Origin of the sequence: Rhizobium sp. NPDC090279 (assembly GCF_044769665.1) — a bacterium.
GTDB lineage: Bacteria > Pseudomonadota > Alphaproteobacteria > Rhizobiales > Rhizobiaceae > Rhizobium.
This window is the reverse complement of the sequence record NZ_JBIVYI010000010.1, coordinates 12,874-34,786: the sequence shown is the minus strand read 5'-3', so window position 1 is coordinate 34,786 and position 21,913 is coordinate 12,874. Positions and strand designations below refer to the sequence as shown.

At 60.4% G+C, this 21,913-nt stretch carries 25 protein-coding genes; 13 read left to right on the top strand and 12 right to left on the bottom strand.

Annotated features, from left to right (window positions below; all coding sequences use genetic code 11):
* Positions 1 to 156: 156 nt before the first annotated feature.
* A complete protein-coding gene (locus ACIQWP_RS24060; RefSeq protein ID WP_402793033.1) occupies positions 157 to 525 on the top strand; it encodes a VOC family protein in 369 nt (122 codons plus the stop codon).
* A 95-nt stretch (positions 526 to 620) separates the two neighbouring features.
* Here ACIQWP_RS24060 and ACIQWP_RS24055 read toward each other — a convergent pair whose 3' ends face one another.
* A complete protein-coding gene (locus tag ACIQWP_RS24055; protein ID WP_402793031.1) occupies positions 621 to 1,106 on the bottom strand; it encodes a peroxiredoxin in 486 nt (161 codons plus the stop codon).
* A gap of 83 nt (positions 1,107 to 1,189) precedes the next feature.
* Positions 1,190 to 2,017 carry a protein-disulfide reductase DsbD domain-containing protein gene (locus tag ACIQWP_RS24050; protein ID WP_402793029.1) on the bottom strand — a complete coding sequence of 276 codons (828 nt, stop codon included), beginning with the start codon at positions 2,015 to 2,017 and terminating at the stop codon, positions 1,190 to 1,192.
* Between the two features lie 140 nt (positions 2,018 to 2,157).
* Here ACIQWP_RS24050 and ACIQWP_RS24045 point away from each other — a divergent pair, with 140 nt between their 5' ends.
* From ACIQWP_RS24045 to ACIQWP_RS24035, 3 genes are all read left to right on the top strand, one after another.
* Positions 2,158 to 2,763, top strand: a complete 606-nt coding sequence (locus tag ACIQWP_RS24045) for a YqgE/AlgH family protein (protein ID WP_402793027.1) — start codon at positions 2,158 to 2,160, stop codon at positions 2,761 to 2,763.
* A 94-nt stretch (positions 2,764 to 2,857) separates the two neighbouring features.
* Positions 2,858 to 3,049 carry a CsbD family protein gene (locus tag ACIQWP_RS24040; RefSeq protein WP_402793025.1) on the top strand — a complete coding sequence of 64 codons (192 nt, stop codon included), beginning with the start codon at positions 2,858 to 2,860 and terminating at the stop codon, positions 3,047 to 3,049.
* 136 nt (positions 3,050 to 3,185) lie between these two features.
* Positions 3,186 to 4,241: a putative zinc-binding metallopeptidase gene (locus ACIQWP_RS24035; RefSeq protein WP_402793023.1), complete on the top strand. Its 1,056-nt coding sequence runs from the start codon at positions 3,186 to 3,188 to the stop codon at positions 4,239 to 4,241.
* A 233-nt stretch (positions 4,242 to 4,474) separates the two neighbouring features.
* Here ACIQWP_RS24035 and ACIQWP_RS24030 read toward each other — a convergent pair whose 3' ends face one another.
* Genes ACIQWP_RS24030 through thrC form a run of 4 tightly spaced genes read right to left on the bottom strand, consistent with a single transcriptional unit; the run spans position 4,475 to position 10,765 of the window.
* Positions 4,475 to 7,387, bottom strand: coding sequence for an EAL domain-containing protein (locus ACIQWP_RS24030; RefSeq protein ID WP_402793021.1), 2,913 nt, complete (start codon positions 7,385 to 7,387; stop codon positions 4,475 to 4,477).
* Positions 7,384 to 7,998, bottom strand: coding sequence for a GNAT family N-acetyltransferase (locus tag ACIQWP_RS24025; protein WP_402793019.1), 615 nt, complete (start codon positions 7,996 to 7,998; stop codon positions 7,384 to 7,386). The genes ACIQWP_RS24030 and ACIQWP_RS24025 overlap by 4 nt, the downstream gene beginning before the upstream one ends.
* A gap of 50 nt (positions 7,999 to 8,048) precedes the next feature.
* A complete protein-coding gene (locus ACIQWP_RS24020; RefSeq protein ID WP_402793018.1) occupies positions 8,049 to 9,347 on the bottom strand; it encodes a M16 family metallopeptidase in 1,299 nt (432 codons plus the stop codon).
* Between the two features lie 20 nt (positions 9,348 to 9,367).
* Positions 9,368 to 10,765 carry a threonine synthase gene (gene thrC / locus ACIQWP_RS24015; protein WP_402793016.1) on the bottom strand — a complete coding sequence of 466 codons (1,398 nt, stop codon included), beginning with the start codon at positions 10,763 to 10,765 and terminating at the stop codon, positions 9,368 to 9,370.
* A 313-nt stretch (positions 10,766 to 11,078) separates the two neighbouring features.
* On the opposite strand from thrC, the gene ACIQWP_RS24010 reads away from it, so the two are divergent.
* Positions 11,079 to 11,699, top strand: coding sequence for a hypothetical protein (locus ACIQWP_RS24010; protein ID WP_402793014.1), 621 nt, complete (start codon positions 11,079 to 11,081; stop codon positions 11,697 to 11,699).
* A gap of 175 nt (positions 11,700 to 11,874) precedes the next feature.
* Here ACIQWP_RS24010 and arr read toward each other — a convergent pair whose 3' ends face one another.
* On the bottom strand, positions 11,875 to 12,288 hold the full coding sequence (arr, locus tag ACIQWP_RS24005) for an NAD(+)--rifampin ADP-ribosyltransferase (RefSeq protein ID WP_402793012.1): 414 nt from the start codon (positions 12,286 to 12,288) through the stop codon (positions 11,875 to 11,877).
* A 216-nt stretch (positions 12,289 to 12,504) separates the two neighbouring features.
* The gene (locus ACIQWP_RS24000; RefSeq protein WP_402793010.1) at positions 12,505 to 13,197 is read right to left on the bottom strand and encodes an HAD-IA family hydrolase; all 693 of its coding nucleotides are present in this window, start codon (positions 13,195 to 13,197) and stop codon (positions 12,505 to 12,507) included.
* Between the two features lie 230 nt (positions 13,198 to 13,427).
* On the opposite strand from ACIQWP_RS24000, the gene ACIQWP_RS23995 reads away from it, so the two are divergent.
* From ACIQWP_RS23995 to ACIQWP_RS23985, 3 genes are all read left to right on the top strand, one after another.
* On the top strand, positions 13,428 to 14,096 hold the full coding sequence (locus ACIQWP_RS23995; protein ID WP_402793008.1) for a GntR family transcriptional regulator: 669 nt from the start codon (positions 13,428 to 13,430) through the stop codon (positions 14,094 to 14,096).
* Between the two features lie 263 nt (positions 14,097 to 14,359).
* On the top strand, positions 14,360 to 14,950 hold the full coding sequence (locus ACIQWP_RS23990) for a biotin transporter BioY (protein ID WP_402793006.1): 591 nt from the start codon (positions 14,360 to 14,362) through the stop codon (positions 14,948 to 14,950).
* Positions 14,947 to 15,372, top strand: a complete 426-nt coding sequence (locus ACIQWP_RS23985) for a DUF1284 domain-containing protein (RefSeq protein WP_402793004.1) — start codon at positions 14,947 to 14,949, stop codon at positions 15,370 to 15,372. The genes ACIQWP_RS23990 and ACIQWP_RS23985 overlap by 4 nt, the downstream gene beginning before the upstream one ends.
* On the opposite strand, the gene ACIQWP_RS23980 is transcribed toward ACIQWP_RS23985, so the two are convergent.
* Positions 15,369 to 16,094 (bottom strand): ArsR/SmtB family transcription factor, encoded by a 726-nt coding sequence (locus ACIQWP_RS23980; protein ID WP_402793002.1) that lies wholly within the window; start codon positions 16,092 to 16,094, stop codon positions 15,369 to 15,371. The two genes, ACIQWP_RS23985 and ACIQWP_RS23980, sit on opposite strands and share 4 nt — an antisense overlap.
* A 72-nt stretch (positions 16,095 to 16,166) precedes the next feature.
* On the opposite strand from ACIQWP_RS23980, the gene ACIQWP_RS23975 reads away from it, so the two are divergent.
* The 3 genes from ACIQWP_RS23975 to ACIQWP_RS23965 all read left to right on the top strand — a co-directional run bounded on the left by ACIQWP_RS23975 (position 16,167) and on the right by ACIQWP_RS23965 (position 18,129).
* On the top strand, positions 16,167 to 16,496 hold the full coding sequence (locus ACIQWP_RS23975; protein ID WP_402793000.1) for an NIPSNAP family protein: 330 nt from the start codon (positions 16,167 to 16,169) through the stop codon (positions 16,494 to 16,496).
* The gene (locus ACIQWP_RS23970; protein WP_402792998.1) at positions 16,493 to 16,855 is read left to right on the top strand and encodes an antibiotic biosynthesis monooxygenase family protein; all 363 of its coding nucleotides are present in this window, start codon (positions 16,493 to 16,495) and stop codon (positions 16,853 to 16,855) included. Before ACIQWP_RS23975 ends, ACIQWP_RS23970 begins: the two co-directional genes overlap by 4 nt.
* A 143-nt stretch (positions 16,856 to 16,998) precedes the next feature.
* Positions 16,999 to 18,129 (top strand): site-specific DNA-methyltransferase, encoded by a 1,131-nt coding sequence (locus tag ACIQWP_RS23965; RefSeq protein WP_402792996.1) that lies wholly within the window; start codon positions 16,999 to 17,001, stop codon positions 18,127 to 18,129.
* 132 nt (positions 18,130 to 18,261) lie between these two features.
* Here ACIQWP_RS23965 and ACIQWP_RS23960 read toward each other — a convergent pair whose 3' ends face one another.
* From ACIQWP_RS23960 to mutY, 3 genes are read right to left on the bottom strand one after another with little or no spacing between them, the layout of a single operon-like run.
* On the bottom strand, positions 18,262 to 18,627 hold the full coding sequence (locus ACIQWP_RS23960) for a nuclear transport factor 2 family protein (RefSeq protein ID WP_402792994.1): 366 nt from the start codon (positions 18,625 to 18,627) through the stop codon (positions 18,262 to 18,264).
* Positions 18,628 to 18,630: 3 nt separating this feature from the next.
* Complete coding sequence (locus ACIQWP_RS23955) at positions 18,631 to 19,245, bottom strand: HAD family hydrolase (protein WP_402792992.1); 615 nt, start codon at positions 19,243 to 19,245, stop codon at positions 18,631 to 18,633.
* Positions 19,242 to 20,354 (bottom strand): A/G-specific adenine glycosylase, encoded by a 1,113-nt coding sequence (gene mutY, locus ACIQWP_RS23950; RefSeq protein WP_402792990.1) that lies wholly within the window; start codon positions 20,352 to 20,354, stop codon positions 19,242 to 19,244. Before mutY ends, ACIQWP_RS23955 begins: the two co-directional genes overlap by 4 nt.
* Before the next feature lie 98 nt (positions 20,355 to 20,452).
* Between mutY and ACIQWP_RS23945 the strand changes: the two genes are divergently transcribed.
* A complete protein-coding gene (locus tag ACIQWP_RS23945) occupies positions 20,453 to 20,947 on the top strand; it encodes a DUF721 domain-containing protein (RefSeq protein WP_402792988.1) in 495 nt (164 codons plus the stop codon).
* Positions 20,948 to 21,114: 167 nt separating this feature from the next.
* Positions 21,115 to 21,816: a DsbA family protein gene (locus tag ACIQWP_RS23940; protein WP_402792987.1), complete on the top strand. Its 702-nt coding sequence runs from the start codon at positions 21,115 to 21,117 to the stop codon at positions 21,814 to 21,816.
* Positions 21,817 to 21,913 lie beyond the last annotated feature (97 nt).

Here is a 21,913-nt window from a genome sequence, read left to right as displayed (position 1 = left end):
CCGATGAAATACGGCGAAAAAGAGACGGTGAGTGGATTGGCTGCCATTCGCAGTAGACTTCACCGGAATATTGACAGGCTAACACCGCCGGCTCTTTCCTGTCGCAACAATCGTGACGACATAGTCTGGTAAGAGGGTCCGGAAAAGGAGGATGCTGTGGGATTACGGCTGGAGCTATTTGTTACCGATTTTCAAAGATCGATAGAGTTCTACCGTCGTGTTCTGAATTTCCAGGTCGTTGGCGAGGTGGGCAGAGAATACACGATGCTAATGAATGGCGAGGCGACCATTTCCATAAATACGCAGAATGCTCTAGAGCCGGATCATCCCCTTAGGGCCGGAAATGGCGAGCGGCTCGGCTTGGGCCTCGAAGTCGTATTGAGCATTCCAGATATAGAAAGCTTTTATCAAAGCACCAAAGCGCATGGCCACCCGGTATCAGAGCTTGTCTTGCAACCTTGGGGTCTGCGGGATTTTCGCATCACCGATCCGGACGGCTATTATATCCGGGTGACAAGCATGTAGCGAACGGGGGAACAAAGAGACCCGGCAACACCCCGCGTTTCGAAGCGACATGGGAGCCGGCCGCGAGGCGCCCGGTTCCCATGTTTTGCTGAAAATCAAAGCTGCTCGATCATCGCGGCAGCGCCCGAAACCGTCGCCTGTCCGGGGCTTTCCTCGATGTTCAGCGTCTTCACCACGCCGTCTTCCACCAGCATGGAATAACGCTTGGAGCGAATGCCGAGGCCGCCGGCGGAGAGGTCGACGTCGAGGCCGAGCGCCTTGGTGAAGGAGCCGTCCCAGTCGGCGAGGAAATGGATCTTGCCCATGCCGCCGGATGATTGTGCCCAGGCGCCCATGACGTGCCAGTCGTTGACCGCGACGACGGCGATGTCATCGATGCCCTTGGCGAGAATGGTGTCGCGGTTTTCGAGAAAGCCCGGCAGGTGATTGAGCGAGCAAGTGGGCGTAAACGCGCCGGGCACGGCGAAGAGCACGACGCGCTTGCCGGCAAACAGCTGCTCGGTGCTGATCTCGACCGGGCCGTCGGCGGTCTTTTCCTTGAAGGTGGCGGCAGGCAGCGTGTCGCCGATGGCGATAGTCATGGCTCTCTCCTTGGGTCGTTGTTTCGGGGCGCTCGAACGGCCACCGATGGCATGATGACGGTTTAGGGAACTATAGATCCGGCCTATTCGAGCGCAAGGGTGGTTTCCATCGCCCTATCGCCATCGACGACCAGAATGACCCAGTTCTTGCCCTTCGGATCATAATCCTTCGGCAGCGTGCCGATCTCCATATCGGCCGAGAAGGCAGTCCCCTCCCGCGTCGCGTTTGCTTGCTGAAAGAACACGTAGCCCGACGGCCCCGTGACGTAGATTGCGGGCGCCTTTCCGCTCGCTTCCGGCAGGGTCAACTGCAGCGAAAGGCTCTTGGCGTCGGCGGAGATCCTATGGCTCCGGACGGTGAAATCCGGGGAGGGGGCTTTGGGCAGCAGCGCCTTCGCCGTATCGAGCACGGCCAGTTCACGCGATGTCGGCTGTTCATTTGCCGGCAACGGTAGCGAAAATTCAGCCTGGAACGGGATGCAGATATCCTTGCAGAGGCCGATGAAAGCCGTCAGCTCAAGCTTTGCCGGCGCCTTGCCTGTGACGCGAAGATCGAGCGGCAATGTGACCGGCGCATCGTAGCCGATTTCCCGGATGGGGCCGACGCTGATCGGCTTCGGTATCGGATAGCCGGTGTTTTTCACCGTTACGCCGCTACCGGGCGCTGGCGTTATTTGCGGCGGAATTCCGCCTTGGCCCGGCTCCCGCCAATAGGTAATCCAGCCCGGCTCCGGTTCGATCTGCAGGGCGGCACGGATATGCCCTTCCGCGTCCGGCGCCAATGCGATCAGGCGCATTCTGCCGCCCTGATTGTCTATCCAGTCGCTCGTTGCGGCATGGGCCGTAGCGGCGCTGAAAAAGAGAGTGGCGATGAGTGCCGACAGGCGGGCAATGGTGCTTATTTCAATCATGAAACAAGGATTTAGCGGATCGGATCGCCCGGAGCCAGCACGAGCGGAGCAGGAAACGATCATTTTCAGTTGATTGATTTATGACATTGCCCCATCTTGGTATCAGGCGGTGCAGTTGCAAACTGCGGTCAGGAGGCACGATGTCCCTATCGACGCTGAAGAATAGACGCGAAAGAGGTTTTCTCGACGGTCAGTTCCTGATCGCCATGCCTGGCATGGAGGATCGGAACTTCCATCGCACGGTGGTTTATATCTGCGCCCATTCGGATGCCGGTGCCATGGGCTTCGTCATCAATCGGGGCCAGAAGCTGACATTCACCGACGTCCTTTTGCATCTCGATATGATCAAGGATGACGATGCCATCGTGCTGCCGCAGATGGCGCGCGATTTTCCCATCCAGACCGGCGGTCCCGTCGAAAGCGGTCGCGGTTTCGTCCTGCATTCCGACGATTACATCAGCGACAGCAGCATTCCGGTCAGCGATGACATCAGCCTGACGGCGACGCTCGATATCGTGCGCGCCATTTCCAAAGGCAGTGGTCCGAAGCGCGCGACCATGCTGCTCGGCTATGCCGGCTGGGGCGCCGGTCAACTTGAAGCGGAGATCGGGAACAATGGTTGGCTGAACTGCCCCGCCAGCGAAGAATTGATCTTCGATCGCAGCCTCGACAACAAGTATGATCGCGCTCTTGCCCTCATGGGTATCAATCCCGCGATGCTGTCGCTGCAAGCAGGCCATAGCTAAGCCGATACGCGTTATTTTGGAACGAAATAACGCGCGTGGCGTTTCCTGACAGAGCAACGGCAATTCCGCCGTGCTAGCCAAGGAGGCGCCAGACATGAGCAGCACGACCGACAAGATGTCCGGTAAGGTGAACGAAGTCGCCGGCAAGGCCAAGCAGATGGCCGGCAAAGCGACCAACGACAAGGAAATGCGCGCCAAGGGCGCTGCCCAGGAAGCCAAGGGCAAGGTGCAGACCGCCGTTGGCAAGGCTAAGGACAAGGTCAAGGGCGCAGTAGACCGGATGTGACCGGCTGCTCGTGTTTAACGATCTAGGGTCGCTGTTCCGTCCGAATTGACGTGGTAGCAGCGAATTGGGAGGAAGAGCCTGTTACGGAAACGTGGCAGGCTCTTTACTATGGAACAGCACGGCCTTCCGAGGGAACATGCGGCTTTTCACCTGCGATCATTGCGGCCAACCCGTTCATTTCGACAATAGGCAATGCGTCCGCTGCGGCCACCAGCTGGGTTTCCTGCACGATCGTCTGGCAATTTATGCGCTTGACGTCGGTGAAGGTTCGAACTGGCATCCGGTTTCAGAGACAACGCGACATGTCCGCTTTTGCGCCAATGCCGAACTCGATATCTGCAACTGGCTCATCGATGCGGACGATCCGCAACCCTATTGCGTTGCCTGCCGCCATAACCGACTGGTGCCGAATACCGATACCGAGCAGGGCATAGATCGCTGGCGCCGCATCGGCCAGGCGCAGCGGCACCTGTTCTATTCCCTGCTGCGCTGGAACCTGCCGCATCCCGACCGGGCGGAGGACCCTCAGGGCGGGCTGGTGTTCGATTTCCTCGAGGACGGAGTGCAGGGCGACACCGTTGTCCCGGCAGTGACCGGCCACGAAGAGGGGCTGATCGCCATTCGAGCCGCCGAAGCCGACGACGTGACGCGCGAACAGGCGCGTATATCCATGAACGAGCCTTATCGCACCTTGCTCGGCCACTTCCGCCACGAGACCGGTCATTTCATCTGGGATAAACTTGTTCGTGACCGTGGGCAGTTCGATGCCTTTCGCGCCGTCTTTGGTGACGAGCGCGCCGATTATGGCGCCGCACTTCAGGCGCACTATGACAACGGTCCGCCTGCGAACTGGCAGGAAAGCTTCATCAGCGCCTATGCCAGCTCGCATCCATGGGAAGATTTTGCCGAATGCTTCGCGCATTATCTGCATATCGTCGACACACTGGAAACGGCGCGCTCCTTCGGCCTGGCGATCGACCCCTACAGCTACCACGACATGGCTGCCGAAGTGGACTTCAATCCTTACAAGGCTGAAAGCGCCGAACAGCTCGTCAATGCCTGGGTACCGCTGAGCGTGGCGATCAATTCCATCCAGCGCAGCATGGGCCAGCCGGATGCCTATCCCTTTATCCTCTCGCCGCCCGTCGTTGCGAAGCTCGATTACATCAGGGAACTGATCGACGGGCCGTAATCATTACCCTCCCCTTGAGGGGGAGGGTCGAAGCAACGCTCCGGGGTGGGGTGATTTCCGAGCGGGGTCACCCCCATCCGCGCGTTCCGCCGCGACCTCCCCCCCCTCAAGGAGGAGGTGGACCTTGTTGTTAGAGCATTTCCAGGAAAAGTGCGCAGCGGTTTTCCGTCCGGAATGCGTAAAGAAACAAGAGGATAGAGCGTTTTCGCGATTCGAAGAAAAGCGGAAATGCTCTAGGCGCGCTTCGTCAGCGGAAAGCGTTCCTTCAAGAGGCGGATCACGGAATCAGAGCCCATCGGCGGCCCAAAGATGAAGCTCTGGCCGTAGGTGCAGCCGATCTTGGCAAGCTCCAGTGCATCTTCCTCGGATTCGATACCTTCGGCGACGACGCGCATGTTGAGTTCGCGCGCCATGGAGATGACCGAGCGCAGCAGCACGGCCTTCTTGTCGCTCTCGTCGCGGACCATGGCCTTGTCGAGCTTGATCGTGTCGAAGGGGAAGCGGGTGAGATAGGCAAGCGATGAATAGCCGGTGCCGAAATCGTCGAGCGCCAGTCCGATACCGGCGTCGCGCAGCTTGTCGAGCACCAGCCGCGCCTGTTCCGGATTCTCCATCACCTGCGATTCCGTCAGCTCCAGCTTGATGCGGTGCGGATCGCAATGGGTCTTGGCGAGCAGGGCGCGGATATCGTCGTAAAGCTCGTTGTTCAGCAGCTGCACGCTGGAAAGATTGATAGAGACGAACAGCGGCAGGTCGCCGGTTTGCCGCTGCCACGCCTTCAGGTCGTTGGTCGCCTGCTCCAGCGCGAACATTCCGAGCGGGCCGATGATATCGGATGCCTCGGCAATGGGGATGAATTCCGTTGGCGGAATATTGCCGCGCTTGGGATGTTCCCAGCGCATCAGCGCCTCGAAGCCTGCGACCTCGGCATCTTCGAGCCGCACGATCGGCTGATAGACGAGCGAGAGCTCCTTGCGCTCGACGGCGCGGCGGAGATCCGTTTCGAGCTGCAGCCGGTCGGTGCCGAAACTGCGGAACGCTGGCTGGAAGGGTTCGACGCGATTGCCGCCGGCGCGCTTGGCGCGATACATCGCGAGTTCCGCGTCGCTCAGCATGCCCGCCGCATTTTCCTGCTGGTCGACCCAGGACGTCAGCCCGACCGAGGCCGTCAGGATGATCTCACGGTTGGCGAAATTGATCGGCACCATGATCGCCTTGCTGATCGCATCGGCAAAATCCGCGACCTTGGCGGGATCGCGCTCGGAAACGAGGATGAGGCCGAACTGGTCGCCCGAAAGACGCGCCAACGTATCCTGCGGTTTCATCAGGCGGCGCAGGCGCCGGGTCAACGCGATCAGGATATTGTCGCCAGCGGCAAAACCGAGCGTGTCGTTGACGAGTTTGTAGCGATCGATGTCGATGACCATGACGGTCGGCCTGAGCTGGTTGCCCTCCGATGCGAGCGTCAGAACGGCCTGAAGGCGATCGAGGAAGACCTGGCGGTTCGGCAATCCGGTCAGATTGTCATGGACTGCGTCGTGCAGCAGCCGTTCGACCGAGTTCTTCTGCTCCGTGATATCGACGATGGTTCCGACGCAGCGAATGATCTCGCCGTTGGAGCCAAGCACCGGCCGGGCGCGGATCGACAGCCAGTGGAAATGTCCGTCCTCCGCGCGAATGCGGAATTCGTGGTTCAGCCGGCCGCGGCGATGCTCCAGAAGCACGTCGAGCGTCGCGCGGAAACGATCCCGGTCGTCGGGGTGCAGCCGCGGCAGCCAATTGCGTGCCGCGCCGTGCATGCTGCCGGGGGAAAGGCCGAGCTTCATGGAGATATCGGGTGTTGTGACGACACGGTCGCGCGCCACGTCCCAATCCCAAACGGTGTCGCCGGAACCTGTGAGCGCCAGGGATTGCCGCTCCAGATCCGAGAACAGGCCCTGCTGGAAGGCGCCGCCGGCAAAGGCGTGCTGCATGACGGTGAAGCCGATCAGCAGGACGATGAGCACGAGGCCACCGCCGAGCGCCGGCTGAATGATGTCGTTGTCGAGCTTGCCCGTGACCGTCATCCAGGCCCCGAACAGCCAGACGAGGATGAGTGCCCAGGCGGGGACGAGCAGGATGGCGCGGTCGTAACGGCTGAAGCCGAGATAGATGATGAGCAGCAGGCCGGCCGTTGCCGTCAGCGCCAGCGATAGACGCGCGATGCCGGCTGCAATCGACGGATCGTAGATCGCGACGCCGAAGAGCAGGGCAAGGCCGAGAACCCAGGCAAGCGTCACATAGCCGAGATGCGCATGCCAGCGATTGAGATTGAGATAGGTGAAGAGGAAGATCACCAAACTCGACGCGAGCGCCACCTCCGCACAGGCGCGCCATATTCGCTGGTCGCTTGATGTTATGCTGATGAGCTTGCCGAGGAAGCCGAAGTCCACGCAGATGTAGCCGAGCACCGCCCAGGCGAGTGCGGCCGTGGCCGGCAGCATCGAGGTGCCCTTCACCACGAAAAGAATGGTGAGGAACACCGCCAGCAGGCCGGCAATGCCAAGCACGATGCCGCGATAGAGCGTGAAGGCGTTGACCGTATCCTTGTAGGCGTTCGGTTCCCAGAGATAGAGCTGCGGCAGGTTCGGGGACGAAAGCTCGGCAACGAAGGTGACGACGGCGCCGGGGTTCAGCGTGATGCGGAAGACATCGGCCTCGTCGCTCGGCTGACGGTCGAGCGCGAAGCCTTCGCTCGGCGTGATCGCGACGATGCGCTGCGAGCCGAGATCGGGCCAGAAGACCTTCGAATTCACCAGGCGGAAATGCGGAGCGACGATGACGCGCTCGAGCTGCTCTTCGGAAACATTGGCGAGCGCGAACACGGCCCAATCGCCCTGGTGGTTCGGCGAGGAGGATCGTACCTCAATGCGGCGCCGGATACCGTCGGCGCCAGCCGCTGTGGAAACCTGAAAGGCCTCGCCCTGGTTGGTGTAGATTTCCGTCGTCGCCGTCAGGTCGAGCGCGGTATCGTCGCGCGAGATCTTCACGGGCTCGGCTGCGTGCGCCATGCCGGCGATCATCAGCATCATGGCAGCCCCTAGCGTTGCTATGACAGCGCATAGCCGCCGGGCCATCGGCCACGTCTGCATCAATCCGGCGATCATCGCTGGTCTGAGCTTCGGTTCAGGTTGGTATCGGATGCCAACCTTGAAAACATCACATGGTCGCGCCACTGACCGTTGATTTTAAGATAACCGCGCAAATGACCTTCCCGCTGGAAACCGGCTTTTTGCAATAGCCGCATGCTACGCTCGTTATCCGGAATACAGGCTGCTTCAATTCGGTGCAACTCAAGTCCGGAAAAGATATAGGGTATAACCAACTGAAGTGCGGCGAACATGTGGCCCTGACCGGAATAGCGCTCGCCCATCCAATACCCGATCATGCAGCTCTGTGCAGCACCGCGGCGAATATAGCCGATCGTGATGCCGCCAACCAGCGTTCTGTTTTCCCTGAGGAAAATGAACAGCGGTATGGCCTGGCCGGAGCTATATTCCTGCTTGCCGCGGATGATGCGCGCCCTATAGGCAGCCTCAGTCAACTCGTCATGCCGCCAGGTCGGCTCCCAAGGTTCTAGGAAGCGGCGGCTTTCAGCCCGAAGCTTATGCCATTGATTGAAGTCGGAGTGGCGTGGCAGGCGCAGCAAATATGTGTCGTTTTCGAGTTCAACCGCGTCCGGATGACGTGAGAGAAACCGAAAGACAGATTTTTGCATGCCGCCAAGCACTCCCCCGAGAATTGAACCCATAGGCCCGCGGCGTGCGCTTAGCCGCTTGCGCTTCTGGAAGCAGGCGCCGGCGACGACAGCGACGTGACGATGTCTTCCATCGGTGCGAGCTGTTCGAGCGGCCCGATCGCCGAAAGCGTCGGTACTGTATCGAAGAACAGCCGGCCGGCAAGGTCCGTGAGGCGATCGATGGTGATGCCTTCCAGGCGCTCCAGCATCTCCTGGTTCGGGATGGGGCGGCCATAGAGCATCATCTGCCGGGCGACCTGGCCTGCGCGGGCGGCCGGGCTTTCCTGACCCATCAGGAGCTGTGCGCGGATCTGGGCGCGGGCGCGCTCGATTTCCTGCTGCTGGATGTCATGGGACGACTTGTGCAGTTCGTTCACGATGACGGGCAGCAATTCCGGCAGGTTCTCGCCGCCGGTCGCGGCATGGATGCCGAATATGCCGGTGTCGGAGAAGCCCCAATGGAAGGCATAGACCGAATAACAGAGCCCGCGGAATTCGCGCACTTCCTGGAACAGGCGCGAGGACATGCCGCCGCCGAGGATGTTGGCGAGGATCTGCGAACAATAGAAATCGCGGGTGTGATAGGCGCGGCCTTCGAAGCCGAGGAGGATCTGCGCGTCCATCAGGTCGCGCGTTTCGCGGACGTTGCCGCCGATATAGCGAGCCGGCTCGATGATGGGCGAAGTGGAGGGTTTGGTCGGCAGGCTGGAAAAGCGCTCCTCGACCTGGCGCACGAAGCTTTCGTGGTCAACCGCACCGGCGGCGACCACGAACATGCGGTCGGTGGTGTAATTGCGATCAAGATAGCCGCGAATCTGCGCGGGCGAGAAAGAGACGACGGTCTCCGGCGTGCCGAGGATGGCACGACCGAGCGTCTGGCCGCGGTAGGCGACCTCGGAAAACTTGTCGAAAACAACATCGTCGGGCGTGTCGTTCGCGGCATTGATTTCCTGCAGGATGACCTGCTTTTCACGGGCGAGTTCTTCCTCGTCGAAAGCGGACTCGGTCAGGATATCGGCAAGGATATCGACGGCGAGTGGCACATGGTCCTTCAAAACGCGAGCGTAATAAGAGGTGGTCTCGGTCGAGGTGGCGGCGTTGACTTCGCCGCCGACATTCTCGATTTCCTCGGCGATCTCGCGAGCTGTGCGCCGTGCCGTGCCCTTGAACGCCATATGCTCGAGCAGATGCGCGATCCCGTGTTCCGCTTCGGTCTCGTTACGCGAACCCGACTTGATCCAAACGCCGAGCGCCACGCTTTCGAGGTGTGGCATCGATTGGGTCGCTACTGTCAGCCCGGACGCTAGCCGGGTGCACTCCACTGTCATCGCCTGTCTTTCCGCGTCTGTTATTCACCGGTCCGGGTATGTTTTCCGATAAAGCTTTCAACGGCTTTAAGTTCCGGATCGAGAATATCGAAACGCTCCTCCCTGGTCATCAGACCAGCAAGCCACGTCGGAAGCGCCGGGTCAATACCGGATGCGGATTTTACTGCGGCGGGGAATTTTGCCGGATGGGCGGTGGCAAGCGTCACCATCGGGCTTGTGGTACGCTCGTTCTTTTCGGCGACGAAGACGCCGATCGCGGTGTGCGGATCGAGCAGATAGCCTGTATCGGCAAGGGTCTTGCGGATCGTTTCGGCCACCTGCTTCTCGCTGGCGCGGCCGGCACGGAAGTCCTTCTTGATGAACTTCAAGGCCTCCTTGCTGATCGAAAAACCGTTCGACTGCTTCAGGCTCTCCATGGCGGCGCGCACCTTGGAAGCGTCGCGGCCATTGGCCTCGAACAGCAGCCGTTCGAAATTGGAAGAGATCTGGATATCCATCGACGGCGCGCTGGTCGCCTTGACGGAGCGCATCTCGTAGCGGCCGGTCTTCAGCATGCGTGCGAGGATGTCGTTCTCATTGGTGGCGATCACCAGCCGCTCGATCGGCAGGCCCATCCGCTTGGCGGCGTAGCCGGCGAAGATGTCGCCGAAATTGCCCGTCGGTACGGTGAAGGAAATTTTCCGGTCCGGACCGCCGAGCGCAACGGCAGTGGTGAAATAATAGACCACCTGCGCCATGATTCGCGCCCAGTTGATCGAGTTGACGCCGGAAAGCTTGACCTTGTCGCGGAACGAAGCGTCGTTGAACATGGCTTTGACGAGGTTCTGGCAGTCGTCGAAATTGCCCTTGAGTGCAAGGGCATGAACGTTCGCCGCCGTCGACGTGGTCATCTGCCGCTGCTGCACCGGCGAGACCTTGCCATGCGGGAACAGAATGAAGATGTCGGTGCGCTCGCGACCGGCAAAGGCGTCGATGGCAGCGCCACCGGTATCGCCGGATGTGGCGCCGACGATGGTTGCGCGCTGGCCGCGCTTTTCCAGCGCATAGTCCATCAGCCGCGCCAGCAGCTGCATGGCGACATCCTTGAAGGCGAGCGTCGTGCCGTGGAAGAGCTCCATGACGAAGCTGTTCGGCCCGGTCTGGACGAGCGGGGCCACCGCCGGATGCCTGAACGTGGCATAGGCGTCGTCGATCATGCCTCGGAAGACGTCGGCCGGGATCTCGCCATTGGTAAAGGGCGACAGGACCGCGAAGGCGACGTCCTGATAACTCTTGCCACGGAAGGCGCGGATTTCCTTTTTCGTCAGGACAGGCCATTCACGGGGAACATAGAGCCCGCCGTCACGGGCAAGGCCAGCCAGGAGGGCATCACAGAAGCCAAGGGCAGGGGCTTCTCCCCGCGTTGAAATGTAGTCCACGGTATAGAATTCCTTTGGTCGCAAAATTGCCTGAGTGATCGGTTGAGAGAGTAGAGGAACGAAGCGGCGGCGGCCTGTCTTTTTGCGTCGGATCAGCCGCGTGGTTTTCGCGTTTGCGCAAGGCGCGTGGGATCAGCGCCGGACGGAGGCTGTTTGTGGCAATATGTCGATCTCGAAAAGTGAGCCAAAACGGTGTCTACCCAATCGATTTTTCGCTGCGCCGCTGGTATAGACCATCGCCAAGTGTCATAAAAGGCCCGTCGGACAGGCTTCAGGCCGATAATGTGAATTATATGGAGAGGGTGGAATTATAGTGTTTGGCAGGGTTTCGCGTCGTCTTTTCTCCGCTTCGCTTCTGGCATTGCTGACGGGCTGCAGCACTCTCGGTATTGGTGGCAACAGTGAGAAGCAGCCAGGGGCTGACATCACGGTGGCGCCGCAAGCCGGAGCCGCGACTGCTGCGCCGACCGGCGCTCAAACCTATGTCGCCGGCAAATGCCCACAGGCTGTCATCCGCGACGAGGACTCGGTCTATCGCACTTACGCCAAGGGCGCCAAGGATGATGCCAGCCAGCTGATGTATCAGGCTTCGCTGGCGCAGGCGACCCGCCAATGCACGAGCGACGGTACCAGCCTCGGCATCCATGTGGTTGCACAGGGGCGCCTGGTTGCCGGCCCGATGGGCAGCTCCGGCAAAGTGACCCTGCCGATCCATGTTGCCGTCATGGACAACGACAACGCCCTCTACAGCAAGACCATCATGTACACGGCTGAAATTCCGCCGGGCGAGACCACGGCGCAGTTCCTCTTTACCGATGACGACATCCAGGTTGCCGGCGGCTCCGGCGGCTTTACGATCGTCCAGATCGGCTTCGATCAAGGCCCGCAGAAGCCTGCGAAGGGCGAAAAGCCGGTGCGCAAGAAGCGTCACTAGGCACGTCGGCCGTGCTGCGGCGCTATTATTATGGCGTGCGCAAACTGCATTTGACACTGATTAGGTTGAATGGTCCTGCTATTTGGCAGGGCCATTCTTTTGCGGAAGCCAGATGGAATCGATGTCGGCTCCGCCCGTTGCCTAGCCGTTGTCCCGACCAAACCGAGCGGTTGCGTCAGTCGATAATTTGAGCGCCTTGTGCCCTCGCGCGCTGAACATTGTCCTTCATTTCCTGCAATCGTTCTGGAGAGTGGCCTTGCCACTCCGTAACCTCGCCTATCACCCGCAACGGCTCCCGCGAGCGATAGGACTGCGTCGGATTGCCGGGGAATTTCTTGTCCGTCAGGTTGGGATCGTTCACGATCGAGCCGGTCGGCTCCACAATGTAGATCCTCTCCCGACCGTCGCCCGCGGCGAGCTCGGCGCCCCAAATAGCAGCATCCAGCGTGCCGGTGAGATAGACCCAGGACAGCGGTTTGCCCGTGCCATAATTGGATTTGTAGCCAACTGCGATCAAGTCTCCCGGTTTCAGGTTGGCCCGAGTGCCGTGATAGAATCGTTGCGGAATGGCATCGTCGTTGGCGGGCATTTGCTTCCTCCGTGTGCTTTTCGGAAGCGTTATACCCGGGCACCGGGGTCTTGAAGCAAGCCGTTGCCGCGCTCTATATACCCACTATCGGACACATTCCCCGCTGTTTCGGCGCCAGCAAAACCTGCGGCCAAGGTCGCAGCGTTCCGACTTGCATCGGAGGAACGCAAGGCTTCAATATTCCAGTTACGAGTTAAGACGCCTAGCGACGTGCCCTTAGAGCACGCCATCCCATTCAGCGAGTGCCATGACGACGCCAGGCAGGTCGGCCATGCGGCTGACGACCGTTTCGGCGCCGGCATCGGTCAGCCGGTCGGCATGGGAGGGGTAGGTGTGTGACGCGCCGGTAAAGCCGATGACGCGCATGCCGGCGGCGCGCGCCGCCTGGACGCCGTGAACCGAATCCTCAACGACGATCGTGTTGGCCGGGCTGACATTCATCTGCTTCGCGCCATGCAGGAAAATGTCCGGCTTCGGCTTCACGCGGTCAGCGCCGAGATCCTTGGCGGAATAGATATGCGGTGCAAACAGCTTGATGTAGCCGACCTTCGTCAGCATCATCTCGAGGCGGGCGGAGCTGGAGTTCGAGCAGATGCAGCGCGGCATCGGCAGTCGCGATAGCGCCAGCGGAACACCAGATATAGGCTGAACCTCATTGGCAAGCGCGAGATCAAGGATCTTTTCCGACTTGTCGAGCAGCGAAGCGGAGAGCGGGATGCTGGCCTCGCGCTCGACTTCGAACAGGATGTTGCGCCAGGTCATGCCGGCGAAGCGCTCGCCCATTTCCTCGGTGCTGATCGGGTAGCCCGCATCGGTCAGCAGCTTCGATTCGACCTGCGCCGCGATGATTTCCGAATCGACCAGAACGCCGTCGCAGTCGAAGATGATGAGGTCGAAGCCATTGCTCATGAAAATTGCTGCCTTTGATGTGGCTGGGTTGGGCACGCTCCAGGAAATTTCGGTGTTTCGGGAGATGCTCTGAAAAATGACCGTCGCGCTTTACACGATATGTCGACAAAGCTCAACCAATTGGCGGGCATGGCTGCGCTGCAGTGAACGAAAGGGTCGAAATGCGCAAAAGCGGCGATGGCCATCGCTTGTCGCTCGACATCAGGCAGGCCCGCCTTTAAGGATCGGCCATGGCCAAGGAGCGCGACGACACCATTGCCAGCCGCATCAGCCGGGTGCTTGCCGACCGCATCATCCGTGGCGAGATCGCGCCCGATGCGCACTTGCGGCAGGATCACATCGCTGAGGAATTCGGCACCAGCCATGTGCCCGTGCGCGAGGCGTTCCGGCGGCTGGAGGCTCAAGGGCTGGCGATCAACCTGCCGCGCCGCGGCGTTCGCGTCGCCTCTTTCGATCTCAAGGAAGTCCGCGAGGTCGCGGAAATGCGGGCAGCGCTGGAGGGCCTTGCGCTGAAGCACGCGGCGCCGCATCTGACGTCAGCCATTCTGGACGAAGCCGAGCAGGCGACGCGCGACGGCGATGCCGCCGGTGACGTCCATGCCTGGGAGGAGGCGAATCGCCGCTTCCACCGCCTGATTCTCGCACCCTGCGGCATGGCGCGCCTGCTGGCCGCCATCGATGACCTGCATGCCGCCAGCGCCCGCTTTCTCTTCTCTGCGTGGCAATCCGGCTGGGAAAAGCGCACGGATCACGATCACCGCGCCATTCTGGCGGCATTGCGCCAGGGGCGAGCCGATGAGGCCGCCGCCATCCTGCAGAAGCACGTGCAATGGATCGGCCGCGCACCTGTGCGCACGCCTTCGGGATCAACGCGCGAAGCCTTCGCTATCGTTGGCTAAAAATTATAGATAATTTTGAGATGTATGGTTGAGCACACTTTGAGGGTGTTGTTCTGCGAGGCCCTCTTCGCTCTAACGCCACCGTGTCGCTGTCAGCATCCAGTTCCAGCGCGCCGCCACTCTTGAATCTTATTGTCATTATTTTTCAATGCGATCTCAAGCTTACTCAGAATTTCGGGGGCTTGCTACTTGCCTGATTTCACGATCTCTCTCATAAAATAGATGAGACTCAAAAATTATCTATAATTCTAAAAGGAGAGCCTATGTCCCTGTTGCAGCATCACGATGAAGTTGGTTTCGATCCGCTCCGTCTCGGGCAGCGTTCGCTTGTCACCAAGGCTGTGTTCGTTCTTGCGGGAACGCTGATCTTGGCGCTGGCATCGCAAATCGCGGTGCCGATGGTGCCCGTGCCGATCACCATGCAGACATTCGCGATCACCATGATCGGCGCGCTCTATGGCTGGCGTCTTGGCGCGGTCACCGTTCTCGCATGGCTCGGCGAAGCCGCGATCGGCTTTCCGGTGCTTGCCGGCGGGGCAGGCGGCATTGCGCCTTTCATGGGGCCGACGGCCGGTTATCTGGCGTCTTTCCCAATCATTGCAGCTCTGGTCGGCTGGTTGGCCGAGCGCGGCTGGAGCGGCAATCGTGTCGTACGCAGCTTCATCGCTCATCTCTCGGCCAACATCCTGTGCCTTGCAATCGGCGGTGCATGGCTTGCGGCTTTGATCGGCGCGGAAAAGGGCTGGCTCCTCGGCGTTGCGCCCTTCATCCTCGGTGCCGTGCTGAAGTCCGCGCTTGCAGCCGCCGTGCTGAAGACCGTTCAGGTTTATGGCGGCAAGGCGCGCCTGAATTGACCGTCAGGCTTCGCGCACATCATCTGCTCTGCATGCTGACGTTCGTCGGTGAAGGCTATACCTCAGCCTTCACCGACAACTATCGCCGCATTGCCGAGCGGCTGTCGGAAGGGGAGGAGATCAAACTGGTCTCCGGCCCGGACGATATCTGCGCGCCGCTTCTGGGCGGAGAGGAGCCGCATTGCTACAAGACCTCCGTCATCGAGCGGGATGCGGCTGCTCTTGCCGATATCGCGGCATTGCTTGGGGAGGAAATCGGCCCCGGAACCACGTTGGCGCCGGATGCCAGGCTGCTTTCCAAGCTTCGCCGGAATTTCGCCAGTGGTGAAATCCGTCATGCATGCCTCGGCTGCGAATGGGGCGACCTCTGCAGCCGTATTGCTGACAGCAATTTCAGCGGTGTGCTTATCAAGGCGGCCTAAGGCTTGTCATCCAGCTCCGGCTGCGGGTCGCCATCTTGCGCCTCGATAGGAAAGAGCGCCAGAAAACGGCGCTCGCCTTCGGGCGTGAACAGGATCGAGCGGCTGTTTTCGGTTCGGCGCGCCCAGCTCTTGTCCAGGAAGTTCGAAAGCAACGCCTTGCCGAGGCTGCCGGCCAGATGTGCTCGCCTTTCGCTCCAATCCAGGCAGGATCGACAAAGCGGGCGCCGGCTGGAGCGCAGCCCGGACACATCGATGCCGATCGATCCCAAATGCGTCTCGCCGTCGGCCGTCAGGCTCAAACCTTCTCCCATCACCGAGATCGAACCGGCCTCTATCAGGCTGTCGAGCATCCGCACGCCGTAATCGCCGGCAAGATGGTCGTAGCAAATGCGCGCCTTGCGAAGCGCCGGCTCCTTCGGTCCGGGACGATGGCGCAAATGTCCGCGGCTTGCCGCAAAACCCATGATGCCTTCAAGCAGCTTGCCGACGCGATCGTCTGCCAGCGTGAAATAGCGATGGCGACCCTGCTTGCGCTGCGCCAGCAACCCACCCGCTTCGAGCTTGGAAAGATGGGCGCTTGCGGTCTGCAGCGTCACGCCGGCCGCTGCTGCCAGTTCCGTCGCTGTCAGTGCACGGCCGCCCATCAACGCCGTCAAGATGTTCGCTCGTGCCGGATCGCCGATCAGCGAGCCGATCTGTGCAATGTCTGGACCTTCCTTCATACTTCGATCGTAGCCGAAGCATCTCCGTTCTGCAATGTGCGAAAACTTTCGCATCAGCAAAGGAGAAAGCCAATGATCACCTGTTTCATCCGCTATCAGATCGATCCGTTCAAGCAGGAAGCCTTCGGCGAATATGGCAAGGCCTGGGGTCAGATCATCCCGCGAAACGGCGCCGATCTGATCGGCTATTTTGCCCCGCATGAGGGGTCGCTGACGACGGCCTACGGCATCTACAATATCGAAAACCTGACTGCCTACGAAGCCTATCGCAAGAGCCTCGCCGCCGATCCGCTGGCCAGGGCCAATCATGATTTTTCCCGCCGCGAGCGGTTCATCTTGCAGGAAGATCGCATTTTCCTGAAAAATGTATCCCTGCCGCACGCTCAGAGGATGTCGCCATGATCGCAGTTATTTTCGAAGTCATTCCCCATCCCGGTGAACGCCAGCACTATCTCGACATCGCTGCAAGGCTGCGCTCCGAACTGGAAGCGATCGACGGTTTCGTCTCCATCGAGCGCTTCGAGAGCCTCAGCCAGCCAGGCAAGATCCTGTCGCTTTCCTTCTGGCGCGATGAAGCTGCCGTTCGCGAGTGGCGAAACCGCGAGGCGCATCGCGCCGCCCAGAAAACGGGCCGCAAGACGGTATTCGCCGATTATCGGCTGCGTGTTGCGCAGGTGCTTCGCGACTATGGGATGACGGAGCGGGCCGAAGCGCCTGATGACAGTCACGCAGTCCACGACATCCAAGACAATTCGGCGTGATGGCGCCATTCAACGAGCGATAAATTCCCGGGGGCTTCCTCGGGAATTTGGAAAATGTGCTGTCGCTTCAGTCTTTGGTAACCAAGTTAGGTAACCATAACACTCAGTTAAGAGCACCGAGTAAGTGTAACAGCGAGTATCAAATGGCGTCAGTTTTCCCGCTTGCCGACCTCAGGACCTCAGCAGTTCCGGGTTCCTGGATCGACACGATCATCAAGGGCGATTGCGTGGCCGCTCTTGAGGCACTGCCCAATCAATCCGTCGACGTCATCTTCGCCGACCCGCCATACAATCTCCAGCTTGGCGGCACGCTGCATCGCCCGGACCAGTCGCTGGTCGACGCGGTCGATGACGAATGGGATCAGTTCGCCTCCTTCGAAGCCTATGATGCCTTCACCCGCGCCTGGCTGCTCGCCTGCCGCCGCGTGCTGAAGCCGACGGGCACGATCTGGGTCATCGGCTCCTATCACAACATCTTCCGCGTCGGCGCGACGATGCAGGATCTGAACTTCTGGATCTTGAACGACATCGTCTGGCGCAAGACCAATCCGATGCCGAATTTCAAGGGCCGCCGTTTCCAGAACGCCCACGAGACGATGATCTGGGCGAGCCCGAACGCCAAGGCCAAGGGCTATACCTTTAACTACGATGCCATGAAGGCCGCCAACGACGACGTGCAGATGCGCTCCGACTGGCTCTTCCCGATCTGCAGCGGCAATGAGCGGCTGAAGGGCGACGACGGCAAGAAAGTGCATCCGACGCAGAAGCCGGAAGCACTGCTTGCCCGCGTCATCATGGCCTCGTCCAAGCCCGGCGACATCATCCTCGATCCCTTCTTCGGATCGGGCACGACCGGCGCGGTTGCCAAGCGCCTGGGCCGCCACTTCGTCGGTATCGAGCGCGAGCAGGATTATATCGATGCGGCCAGCGCCCGCATCGCCGCCGTCGAGCCGCTCGGCAAGGCGGAACTGACCGTCCTGACCGGCAAGAAGGCCGAGGTGCGCGTCGCTTTCAACGTGCTGATCGAGAGCGGCCTCATCAAGCCCGGCCAGGTTCTGACGGATGCGAGACGCCGCTATAGCGCCATCGTGCGCGCCGATGGCACGGTTGCTTCCGGCGGCGAGGCCGGCTCCATTCATCGCCTTGGCGCGAAAGTCCAGGGCCTTGATGCATGCAACGGATGGATGTTCTGGCATGTCGACGATGGCCGTTCCCTGCGTCCGATCGACGAACTCAGAGCCATCATTCGCAGCGATCTTGCGAAGGTGGAATGAGCCTCAGTCATTTCTAGCAAGCATATCCGTCTTCTTCCGTCGTGTACCTCCAGTTAGGGAAGAAGGCGAAACACTTAGGGCCTTGCCGGACATAGCGTACGGTAAGGCCCTGAGTGTTTTCAGCTCTGGATCTCAGAATTCCTGATAGTCCGTGACGTCGACGCGCACGACGCGGCCATCCTCGTTGAAGGTGATCGTTTCCTCACCCTCGCGGATCAGCGGCTGGCCCGTCTTGCTGTTGGTGGCGCGCACGGACCAGATGGCACGGCCGGAAAGCGGCGTGAGCGTCTCCACCAGGGAGTTGGACGCCGTCTGATCGGGATAGGTGTCGAAATAGCCACGGAAGGCTTCCATGATCGCCGCGCGCCCGGCAAGGCTGCCGACGCCGTTGGAGACATAGGTGGCATCGTCGGCAAAGAAGTTCTCGATCGCCTCATAATCGAGACGGTTGATCGCATCGTGGAACAGGTCGATACGTTCTGCGGGATCGAAAATCATGGTTCAGACCTTTATGCCATAGGCGGCGAGATCGCTGCGCAGCTTCTCGGCGCCGGTGAAGTGAACTGCATGCCAGCCGGCAGCCCGCGCGCCTTCGACGTTCGGATAGGAATCGTCGATGAAGATCGTGGTGGCTGGGTCGAGACCGAAGCTTTTGGCGTGCGTGTCGTAAATCGCGACGTCAGGCTTGATCAGCCCGATATCGCCGGAAACGGTGACGCCGCGCGGCTTGCTGAGGAAAGGATAGCGCGCCTGTGCCTCGCGAAACGTGTCGGAGGCAAAGTTGGTCAGCATGGTGACGTCACGTCCCTCAGCGATCAATCCCTCGAAGATGGCGACGCTGTCGTCATAGGCATGCGGCACCATCTCGTTCCAGTGCTTGCGGAATGCGCGGATCTGTTCAGCCCGCTCCGGATGCTCGGCAATCAACAAGGCTTCCGCTTCCTCCCAGGTACGGCCGCGATCCTGCTCCAGATTCCATTCATGGGTGCAGACGTTGGCGAAGAACCATTCGCGCTCGACATCGTCTGGAATGACGTGGCTGTAAGGAATGCTCGGATCGTAATGAAGAAGAACCTTGCCGATATCGAAAACGATGTGCCGTATTTCCGTCGTCATGAATGAATTCCTGATTCTTGCTCTAAAGGCATTTTTGCGAACGCATTGGGAATAGCCTGAGCGATCGCTTTTTTCATGACTGTCGGCAGCGCCTGCTCTTCAAGATTTGTAACCGGCGCCCACCATCCGTCATGGTTGTTCTTCTCCGAGACTGACTTGGCGCGCCAGATCGACAGCCTCAGTTCGAAGTGAGTGAAGACATGCGTCACCGTGCCCGCCGGCTGCCAGTCGGCCGGGAAGGGGGCTGCCTCGATGCCGGTCTCGCCATCGACCCGCGCCGTCCAGCCGGTCGTCGGCACTTCCGTCATGCCACCCAGCAGCCCGCTCGCGACGCGGCGCCGCAGGAAGATTTCGCCCTTGTCATTGACGGCGACGAAGGCCGCGCCCTGGCGCACCGGCCTTTCCTTCTTGGCGACCTTGACCGGGAAATGCTCGGGATCGTGCCCGGCCAGCGCCTGACAGGCGCCGTTGAAGGGACAGAGCGAACAGACCGGACGCCTGGGCGTACAAATCGTCGCGCCGAGATCCATCATCGCCTGCGCGAAATCGCCCGGCCGCTCAGTGGGCGTCAGCAGGGCGACTTTCTGCTTCATCAGCGGCTTGGCGCCGGGCAGGGGCGTTGAAATCGCATAGAGGCGTGAAATGACGCGCTCCACATTGCCGTCCATCACCGCCGCCTGACGATTGAAGGCGATCGCAGCAACGGCGGCGGATGTATAGTCGCCGATGCCCGGAAGCGCTTTCAGGCCCTCTTCGGTATCCGGAAAGCGGCCGCAATGATCTGCCGCAACTGCCTCGGCGCATTTCTTCAGATTGCGGGCGCGGGCGTAATAGCCAAGCCCGGCCCAGGCGGCCATGACGTCGTCATTCGCGGCAGCGGCGAGATCGCTGACTGTCGGCCAGCGCTCCAGGAACTTTGCGAAATAGGCCTTGACCGCCGGCACCGTCGTCTGCTGCAGCATCACTTCCGATAGCCAGATGCGATAGGGATCGGGCTTGACCCCGCGCGCGGCCATGGATGGCGAGACCCGCCAAGGCAGGTCGCGGTGGTGTCTGTCGTACCAGGCAAGCAGGGATGCGGCCGTGGGGGAATGCGAAGTCTTGGTCATGATTTGCCGCGTCGAGGGGAAGTGCTCTATACTTGGCCAAGCTGCGTCGGGTGATCAAGCGCCCGAACGGACAAAGCATGCACCGGAAGCCGATTGAGATGAGTTATCCCCGAAAAGGCGAAAAGCAGATTTCCGAGCTGACCAACGGCATCGTCGATCCGGTGCTGGCAAAGCGCGCCGGCATCAATACGACGCTGCTCGGCTGCTGGGACGAAATCGCCGGCGAGGAATTCGCCGATTGCACGCGACCGGAAAAGATCGCCTGGGCCAGACGAACTGGCCCCGGCATGGACGACCGCTATCAGCCGGGCGTCTTGACCATCGCCTGCGAGGGTGCCCGTGCCCTCTTTCTGACCCACGCGCAGGGCGAGCTCATCCAGCGCATCAACAGCTTCTTCGGCTTCTATGCCGTCAATCAGATCCGTATCGTGCAGAAGCCGGTCTCCGTCGCATCCAAACGCTCGCGCACGCCGCCGCCGCTAAAGGGCGAGGCGGCACGCAAGCTGAGTGACATGATGGACGGCATCGAGGATGAGAAGATCAGGGCCGCCGTTCAGCGCCTGGGCACGGCCATGGCCTGGAAGCGGCGTTAAGCCAGAACAAACGGCTCGTTTCTCGAATTGTGGACAGAATTTAAGTTGTTTGTCTTTGCCAGGTCACAATTCTTTGAAGAAAGTTGGTCAACCGTGCCTTGTTAGCGGCAGGCAGCCGTTATATCGCATGAAACATTCGAAGACCTCTTTTAACGACGGGTGACTCTATGCCGATGTCCGACATGCTCTTGACCAAACGCCATCTGCTGGGCGGCTCTGCCGTTGCAGCCCTTTCGGTGGCGTTCTCTGCCTTTGCCGACACCGCATCCGCCGCAAATTCAGCTGAGTCCGCTGATGACGCCCCTCCGTCGCCGGATGGCGACGTCAATATGACCGACGTGCTGAAGCCCGGCCCGCTGCCGGAAATCGCGCTCGGCAAGCAAGATGCGCCGGTCAAGATCGTCGAATATATGTCGCTGACCTGCCCGCACTGCGCGCATTTCGCCGTCACGACCTTCGAGACGATCAAGCAGAAATACATCGATACCGGCAAGGTTCTCTTCATCATCCGCGAATTCCCGTTCGATCCGCGCGCTGCTGCAGCCTTCATGCTCGCCCGTTGCGCCCCGCAGGAGCAGTACATGCCGATGGTCGAAATGCTGTTCAAGCAGCAGATCGCCTGGGCCTCGCCCGATGTCGACGGCCGCGCCGCGCTGCTGCAGATGTCGAAACTTGCTGGTTTTACTGAGGATAGCTTCACGAAGTGCTTGACGAACCAGAAGCTTCTGGATGATGTCAACTCTGTACGGGAACGCGCAGCCAAGGATTTCGGCGTCAATGCCACGCCGACCTTCCTGATTAATGGCAAGCGCTACGCAGGGGACATGTCTGTTGCTGCCATGTCGAAGCTTATCGACAGCCTGCTCTGATCCGCGCCTTTTTCAATCACAGGCGGGCGGCTGGGGTCGCGCGCCTGTTTTCTATTACCTCCCCCTTGAGGGGGGAGGTCGCGTGGAACGCGCGGGT

What these genes read in the sequence shown, in the direction of transcription:
- ACIQWP_RS24055 (WP_402793031.1), bottom strand. Translation starts at nt 1,106, where the DNA reads ATGACTATCGCCATCGGCGACACGCTGCCTGCCGCCACCTTCAAGGAA.
- ACIQWP_RS24050 (WP_402793029.1), bottom strand. Translation starts at nt 2,017, where the DNA reads ATGATTGAAATAAGCACCATTGCCCGCCTGTCGGCACTCATCGCCACT.
- ACIQWP_RS24045 (WP_402793027.1), top strand. Translation starts at nt 2,158, where the DNA reads ATGTCCCTATCGACGCTGAAGAATAGACGCGAAAGAGGTTTTCTCGAC.
- ACIQWP_RS24040 (WP_402793025.1), top strand. Translation starts at nt 2,858, where the DNA reads ATGAGCAGCACGACCGACAAGATGTCCGGTAAGGTGAACGAAGTCGCC.
- ACIQWP_RS24035 (WP_402793023.1), top strand. Translation starts at nt 3,186, where the DNA reads ATGCGGCTTTTCACCTGCGATCATTGCGGCCAACCCGTTCATTTCGAC.
- ACIQWP_RS24030 (WP_402793021.1), bottom strand. Translation starts at nt 7,387, where the DNA reads ATGATCGCCGGATTGATGCAGACGTGGCCGATGGCCCGGCGGCTATGC.
- ACIQWP_RS24025 (WP_402793019.1), bottom strand. Translation starts at nt 7,998, where the DNA reads ATGCAAAAATCTGTCTTTCGGTTTCTCTCACGTCATCCGGACGCGGTT.
- ACIQWP_RS24020 (WP_402793018.1), bottom strand. Translation starts at nt 9,347, where the DNA reads ATGACAGTGGAGTGCACCCGGCTAGCGTCCGGGCTGACAGTAGCGACC.
- arr (WP_402793012.1), bottom strand. Translation starts at nt 12,288, where the DNA reads ATGCCCGCCAACGACGATGCCATTCCGCAACGATTCTATCACGGCACT.
- ACIQWP_RS24000 (WP_402793010.1), bottom strand. Translation starts at nt 13,197, where the DNA reads ATGAGCAATGGCTTCGACCTCATCATCTTCGACTGCGACGGCGTTCTG.
- ACIQWP_RS23995 (WP_402793008.1), top strand. Translation starts at nt 13,428, where the DNA reads ATGGCCAAGGAGCGCGACGACACCATTGCCAGCCGCATCAGCCGGGTG.
- ACIQWP_RS23990 (WP_402793006.1), top strand. Translation starts at nt 14,360, where the DNA reads ATGTCCCTGTTGCAGCATCACGATGAAGTTGGTTTCGATCCGCTCCGT.
- ACIQWP_RS23980 (WP_402793002.1), bottom strand. Translation starts at nt 16,094, where the DNA reads ATGAAGGAAGGTCCAGACATTGCACAGATCGGCTCGCTGATCGGCGAT.
- ACIQWP_RS23975 (WP_402793000.1), top strand. Translation starts at nt 16,167, where the DNA reads ATGATCACCTGTTTCATCCGCTATCAGATCGATCCGTTCAAGCAGGAA.
- ACIQWP_RS23970 (WP_402792998.1), top strand. Translation starts at nt 16,493, where the DNA reads ATGATCGCAGTTATTTTCGAAGTCATTCCCCATCCCGGTGAACGCCAG.
- ACIQWP_RS23965 (WP_402792996.1), top strand. Translation starts at nt 16,999, where the DNA reads ATGGCGTCAGTTTTCCCGCTTGCCGACCTCAGGACCTCAGCAGTTCCG.
- ACIQWP_RS23960 (WP_402792994.1), bottom strand. Translation starts at nt 18,627, where the DNA reads ATGATTTTCGATCCCGCAGAACGTATCGACCTGTTCCACGATGCGATC.
- ACIQWP_RS23955 (WP_402792992.1), bottom strand. Translation starts at nt 19,245, where the DNA reads ATGACGACGGAAATACGGCACATCGTTTTCGATATCGGCAAGGTTCTT.
- mutY (WP_402792990.1), bottom strand. Translation starts at nt 20,354, where the DNA reads ATGACCAAGACTTCGCATTCCCCCACGGCCGCATCCCTGCTTGCCTGG.
- ACIQWP_RS23945 (WP_402792988.1), top strand. Translation starts at nt 20,453, where the DNA reads ATGAGTTATCCCCGAAAAGGCGAAAAGCAGATTTCCGAGCTGACCAAC.
- ACIQWP_RS23940 (WP_402792987.1), top strand. Translation starts at nt 21,115, where the DNA reads ATGCCGATGTCCGACATGCTCTTGACCAAACGCCATCTGCTGGGCGGC.